Source organism: Stenotrophomonas sp. 82F1 (genome assembly GCF_056861525.1).
Genome location: NZ_JBSPUD010000023.1, coordinates 57,290 through 63,503 on the forward strand (window position 1 = coordinate 57,290; position 6,214 = coordinate 63,503).

Genomic DNA, 6,214 nt, shown 5'->3' on the forward strand with positions numbered 1-6,214 from the left:
CAGCGTCAGCGTGTACGTGGGGTCGAGGTCGGGCTACGGCTGTGGGTCGTGCCGGCTGTGCGGACCAACGGTCCGCACCCTCCCGCAGCGATCAATGGCGTCCCGGTGGGTGCCGACCGTTGGTCGGCATGCTGTGCGGACCAACGGTCCGCACCCACCCAAGGCAATCACACCCAGAGCAATCAGAACGTGTAACGCACGCGCCCGTAGTAGTACGCACCGTTGCTGCCGATCGGCGACAGCACGTCGTAGGGCAGGTTGCCGAAGTAGTGGATGTCCTCGTTGGAACGATCCGGGTAGTTGTCGGTCAGGTTCTGCCCACCGATGGCTACGCTCCACTGCGGCGTGATGCGGTATTCCACTTCCGCATCCAGCTGCCACTCGGCCTGGTAGGTCTGGCGCGGAATGTAGCCATCGCCGAAGTTGAATACGCGGGTGGCGCTGCCGTAGCGGTTCACCCGGCTGCTCAGCGACCAGCGGTCGTTGCTCCAGCTGGCCGCGAAACTGCCACGGGTACGCGGTGTGGCATCGGTCAGTGTATTGGTCTCTTCGATGCCGAACAGTACGTAGTCCGGGTCAAGCGCCTGCAATTGCGCGGGCGTGGCCAGTACGTTCTTCAACGTGGTCTTGGTGTAGGCGTAGGTGCCGGTCAGCAGCAGCTGGCCATCGCCCAGCGACTGCCGCCAGTTGCTCACCAGCTCGGCACCGCGGGTGCGCGTGTCGGCGGCGTTGACGAAGAAGCTGGCGCTCTGCAGGCCGCTGACGCCGTAGTTGGTGGCCACGTAGTCGGTCAGCGCATCGCCGGTGATGCTCTCCGACAGTGCGATGCGGTCATCGATGTCGATCTGGAAGAAGTCCAGTGACAGGTCGAAGTGCTCGCCGATGCGGCTGGTGAAGCCGAGCGAAGTGTTCAGCGACTTCTCCGGCTTCAGGTCCTGCGCGCCGAGGCCACGGGCGATCGGATTGTTGACCGACAGCAGGCGGCCCTGCACCAGCTGGCCACCGGCGTTGTAACCGGTGGAGGTGGATTCGTAGCCGATCTGCGCCAGCGACGGCGCGCGGAAATTGTTGGAGATCGCACCGCGCAGGGCGAATGCGGGGTTGAATTCGTAGCGCAGGCCGAGCTTGCCGGTCAGCTCGCCGCCGAAGTCATCGCTGCGCTCGTAGCGCGCCGCCAGGTCGGTGGAGAATTTCTCGCCGAACTGGCTGGACAGGCTGGCGTAGGCGCTGGCCACATCACGTGACAGGGTAGCCGCGTCCTGCGGGGTCAGGCCGCCACCCGCCTGCGAACCGGTCGGACGATCGGTGTACGGGCCGGCGGCGTAGCTGGCCGGGTCGCCTGGACGGGTCTGGTAGCGCTCGTGGCGGGCTTCGGCGCCCAGGCCCAGGGTGTGGCTGATGCTGTCGGACTGCGAGAACACGCGGCTCAGATCGACGTTGCCCACGGTCTGCGCGTACTCGTAGTCCGCGGTCTTGAATCGGGTTGGGCTGGTCGGCCCCAGCGAGGCGTTCAGCGAATCACGCAGGCGGTAGGTGAAGTCGTTCTGGCCGTAATCCAGGCTGCCGTCGTAAGCCCATTCGCCCCACTGCCCGCGCACACCGGCCACCGCCTGCACGTCGCGGTTCTCGCCTTCGGAGATCGGCCGGTAGCCGTTGGGGTAGACCTGCTTCCAGTTGGCATCGCCGTCGGGGTAACGGAAGTAGTTCGCGCCTTCGGTGTCACGCTGGTTGAACGTGCCGAACGCATAGAACGTCGCGGTCTTGCCGACCGGGATCTCGGTGTTCAGCCACAGGTTGATGTCCTTGCTCGCGCCATCTCCGAGCACGTAGTTGCGCTTGCCCTGCAGGGCAAGATTGGCCTCGGTCTGGTCCCACGGCGGTATCTGGTCGAAGCCGGCGCGGTTGGTACCGTTGCGCTTCTTGTATTCCAGGCCCACGCGCAGGAAGCCACCGTCCTCGCCCAGCGAAGTGCCGACCTTGGCGCTGATGTTGCCGGTCTGGCCATCGGTGAGGGTGCGGCCGATCGGCTTGAGATCGGTGTGGTTGGCGCCGTAGCTGGCTTCGATCTCGCCGCCGTCGCCGCCGTTGTCGAGAATCACGTTGATCACGCCGGCCACCGCATCGGAGCCGTACAGCGCACCTGCGCCATCGCGCAGCACTTCGATGCGCTTGATGGCGCTGACCGGAATCGAATTGAAGTCGACCGGGGTGGTGCCCTTGCCGATCTTGCTGTCGGTGTTGACCAGCGCGGTGTGGTGGCGGCGCTTGCCGTTGATCAGTACCAGCACCTGGTCCGGTGACAGCCCGCGCAGCTGCGCGGCGCGCACGTGGTCGGCGCCGCCGGAGTTGGACTGGCGCGGGAAGTTGAACGACGGCAGCAGGGCCTGCAGGGCGCTGCCGAGCTCGCCATTGACCACGCCGGCCTTGCGGATGTCCTCGGCGGTCAGCACGTCCACCGGCGAAGTAGATTCAAGCACGGTGCGGTCGGCAGCGCGGGTGCCGGTGACGATCACCGTGTCCAGGTTGGTGGCGGCATCCTGGGCCGAAGCCAGGGCGGGGGACAGGGCGAGCGCGATGGCGAGGCCGAGCGGCGACGCGGACAGGCGGGGGGACATGCGGACTCCAGCAGCAACGACGTGGGGAAGGGGCGGGGGAGATAGTTTCACTTACATCCATCCGGATGAAGCGATATATTATCTTGGCGTGAGGAGGTGGTGCGATGCAAGCCCCTTCTCCCATCGCATCACTTCATGCCCTGCCGGCATGAGGGCATTGGTTGCAGCCGCAACCGAGGCGCAGGTGTACCCTCCGTGCCCCTTCGTCGTGCTTTTTCCCCTTCCCGGAGTGCTGTCCCAGATGAAACACCTTGGCCTTGTCTTCGCCGTGCTGCTGGCCACCAGTGGCTGCGCCAGCCTGTCCTCCAAGGCGCCCAGCGCCTATGCCACCACCGCCGAGCTGCAGGGCGACGCCGCGCGTCCGTCCAGCGGCCATGGCTGGGTGCGCAGCGAGCTGTACTTCGGCGTGGGCGAAGAGCAGGGCGCCGGTGACCGCCCGCAGGCCGACACCATCAGCGATGCGCAGTGGCGCGCGTTCCTGGACAAGGAGGTGACCCCGCGCTTCCCGGATGGGCTGACCGTGTTCGATGCCTACGGCCAGTGGCTGTTCCGTGGCGATGCCTCCCCGAACCGCCTGCGCACCAAGGTGCTGGTGGTGCTGCACGAGGACAGCCCGCAGCGCCGCGCCGACATCGAAGCGATCCGGCTGGCGTGGAAGCAGCAGACCAAGCACCAGTCGGTGTTGTGGTCGCGGCAGGCGGTTGACGTATCGTTCTGACCCAGAGGCGCCACGGTGGCGCTGCAGGGAATGACGATGAAATCCAGGGATCTGCTGTTGGGCGTGATGCTGGCCGGCGTGTTGGTGCCCGTAGCGCAGGCGCAGGATGAGGACCGGGGCCCGCTGCGGTTTTCACCGGCAGCGGGCGTGCAGGTGACGGCAGAGGTGCAGGAGGACGGCATGCTTGCCGTGCTGATGCAGCCTGCCGGGAAGCGCCAGCACCTGCCCGGCGCGCCCGATGCCGATGGCAACGCCCGCCTGAGCGCAGAGGATCTCGATTTCGATGGACACCCTGAACTGGTCGCGCGCGCGGCGGTGGGCATGGTCAATGAGGCTGTTGCGGTCTATCGCTTCGACGTGGGCAGCGGTGAATTCCGCGCGCTGAAGGCGGTGACCCATGGACACGATCAGTGCGGTGAACTGATGGGCCTCACCGCCGATGCAGCTGCGCGCACGCTGACTGCCAGCTGCCGCAGTGGGCCGATGTGGTACACCGACGTGTATCGCTTCAACGGCCCGCAGCTCTATCTGTATCGCGGTGAGAATGTGCTGATGCTGGGCGATACGCTCAACCAGGCGCTGCACTGGGAAGAGACCGAAAGCCAAGGCCCGCTGGCGGTGTGGCGCACCTATGATCCCGCCGGCAAGGTGCTGGAAAGCGCCATTGGTGACGGATTGGGTGCACCCGCCAGCGGCGCACCGCTGCGGGGCCTGGACGCCACCGTGGTGCCTGCGCGCCTGTTCCTGTTCGACCGGCCCGGCGCATCAAGCACCAAGCGCTACCTGGTACAGGGCGATCAGGCGGAGATGCTGGATGAGCAGGATGGTTGGGTGAAGCTGCGTTACCGCACTCCGAAACAGGGCGCGATCGAAGGCTGGATCAACGTCAACGATTGACGGCAGCGCTGCCCGGAGTTTGCACAACAAGGCGATCGGCCTCTTGCCCACGGGAGCATCACTTCACCGGGTCTAGCCTCGGCTTTCCCCCGAACCAGGCTGCAGCACCATGAGCAAGCGCGTTGCCGAGATCGTCGTCGATACATTGCAGCAGGCGGGCGTCCGCCGTTGTTATGGCATCGTCGGCGACACCCTGAACCATGTCACCGACGCACTGCATCGCAGTGAAATCGAGTGGGTGCATGTGCGCCATGAAGAGGTCGCTGCGTTCGCGGCCGGTGCCGATTCATTGATCAGCGGCCAGCTGACCGCCTGCGCAGGCTCGTGCGGGCCCGGTGGCCTGCATTTCATCAACGGCATCTTCGAGAGCAACCGCAACCGCGCACCGATGGTGCTGATCGCCAGCCAGGTGGTCACCAGCGAACTCGGCATGGAGTTCCCGCAGGAAGTGGATTTCAAGGCGGTGTATGGCAGCTGCACGGTGTTCTGCGAGCAGGTGCACAGCCCGGCGCAGGCACGCCGCGTGGTGGCGCTGGCCTGTCAGGCGGCGATCAGCCGTCGCGGCGTGGCGGTGGTGATCCTGCCGGCCGACATCAGCGAAGCGGACGTGAAGCACGATGTGCCGTTCTCGGTGCATTACACCCAGCCGGTGCTGCGCCCCTCCGATAGCGAGCTGCAGCAGGTCGCTGAACTGCTGGGGCAGGGCAAGCGCATCGGCATCTATGCCGGCGCCGGTTGCCAGGGGGCGCATGCGCAGCTGCTGGAGCTGGCGCGGCGCCTGCAGGCACCGGTGGCGCACACGTCGCGTGCCAAGGACTTCGTCGAACCGGACAACCCGTACAACATGGGCATGACCGGCGTCTTCGGCATCGAATCCGGATTCCATACGCTGATGGAGTGCGACACGCTGCTGCTGCTCGGCGCGGATTTCGCCTGGGGCCAGTTCTATCCGGACAAGGCCACGATCATCCAGGTCGACCGCGACGGCAGCCACCTCGGTCGTCGCCATCCGGTGAACCTGGGCGTGGTCGGTGATATCGCGCCGACGCTGGATGCGCTGCTGCCGATGCTGCCTCCTCGCGAAGACAGCAGTTTCCTGGACGAATGCATCGAGCATCGCGACAAGGCGCTGAAGAAGCGCGAGCAGGAGGAGCAGCCGGGTGAAGGTGAACTGATCCATCCGCAGCACCTGACCGCGCTGCTGTCGAAGTACGCTAGCGACGATGCACTGTTCACCGCGGACGGTGGCTCGCCGATGGTGTGGGTGCTGCGGCACATCCGGGTGAACGGCAGGCGCCGTACGCTGACCAGCCTGCTGCACGGCACGATGGCCAACGCGATGCCACAGGCGCTGGGTCTGCAGAAGGCGTTTCCTGGCCGCCAGGTGATCTCGTTGTCCGGCGACGGTGGGCTGGCGATGCTGCTGGGCGATCTGCTGACCGCGGTACAGGAGAACCTGCCGATCAAGGTGGTGGTGTTCAACAACGGCTCGCTGAACTTCGTCGAGCTGGAGCAGAAGGTGGAGAGCCTGCTGGACAACTACACCGACCTGAAGAATCCGGACTTCGGCCGGTTGGCCGAGGTGATCGGCTTCCACGGCCGCACCGTGACCCGCAGCGAGGATCTGGAAGAAGCAGTGCAGGATTTCCTGGCCCAGCGTGGGCCGGCGCTGCTGGACGTGCACACCAGTCGCGCGGAGCTGGTGATGCCGCCGCAGATCGAGGCCAAGCAGGTGGCGGGCACGGCGCTGTATGCGACCAAGGCGGTGCTGAGCGGTCGCATCGACGACGTCAAGCATCTGCTGGTGGACAACTTCCTGAAGAAGTAAGAGGTTGGGTTTGATGCAGGGCTGCGCCCTGCACCCGCAGAGGCCAGAGCAACAGCCGAAGCAACAGCAACAGCGGGCATTCCGTGGGAGGGCGGGGTGGGGGGGGGGGGGGGGGGCGCCCGGCACCCCCACCAGGGGGGGGGGGCGCGGGCAACC

4 protein-coding genes are annotated in these 6,214 nt (G+C 66.1%); 3 read left to right on the top strand and 1 reads right to left on the bottom strand.

Annotation, left to right across the window (positions count from 1 at the left end; genetic code table 11):
• Window positions 1-182: 182 nt before the first annotated feature.
• Complete coding sequence (locus tag AC13GI_RS18375) at window positions 183-2,615, bottom strand: TonB-dependent receptor plug domain-containing protein (protein ID WP_482996998.1); 2,433 nt, start codon at window positions 2,613-2,615, stop codon at window positions 183-185.
• A 241-nt stretch (window positions 2,616-2,856) separates the two neighbouring features.
• Between AC13GI_RS18375 and AC13GI_RS18380 the strand changes: the two genes are divergently transcribed.
• The 3 genes from AC13GI_RS18380 (at window position 2,857) to AC13GI_RS18390 (ending at window position 6,058) form a co-directional block, all read left to right on the top strand.
• A complete protein-coding gene (locus AC13GI_RS18380; RefSeq protein WP_482996999.1) occupies window positions 2,857-3,333 on the top strand; it encodes a DUF3574 domain-containing protein in 477 nt (158 codons plus the stop codon).
• Window positions 3,334-3,369: 36 nt separating this feature from the next.
• Window positions 3,370-4,230, top strand: coding sequence for an XAC2610-related protein (locus AC13GI_RS18385; RefSeq protein WP_482997000.1), 861 nt, complete (start codon window positions 3,370-3,372; stop codon window positions 4,228-4,230).
• 109 nt (window positions 4,231-4,339) lie between these two features.
• Window positions 4,340-6,058: a thiamine pyrophosphate-dependent enzyme gene (locus AC13GI_RS18390; RefSeq protein WP_482997001.1), complete on the top strand. Its 1,719-nt coding sequence runs from the start codon at window positions 4,340-4,342 to the stop codon at window positions 6,056-6,058.
• The last annotated feature ends 156 nt before the right edge of the window (window positions 6,059-6,214 follow it).

Excerpts from the sequence above, each read along its gene's own strand:
- AC13GI_RS18375 (WP_482996998.1), bottom strand. The coding sequence starts at position 2,615 with ATGTCCCCCCGCCTGTCCGCGTCGCCGCTCGGCCTCGCCATCGCGCTC.
- AC13GI_RS18380 (WP_482996999.1), top strand. The coding sequence starts at position 2,857 with ATGAAACACCTTGGCCTTGTCTTCGCCGTGCTGCTGGCCACCAGTGGC.
- AC13GI_RS18385 (WP_482997000.1), top strand. The coding sequence starts at position 3,370 with ATGAAATCCAGGGATCTGCTGTTGGGCGTGATGCTGGCCGGCGTGTTG.
- AC13GI_RS18390 (WP_482997001.1), top strand. The coding sequence starts at position 4,340 with ATGAGCAAGCGCGTTGCCGAGATCGTCGTCGATACATTGCAGCAGGCG.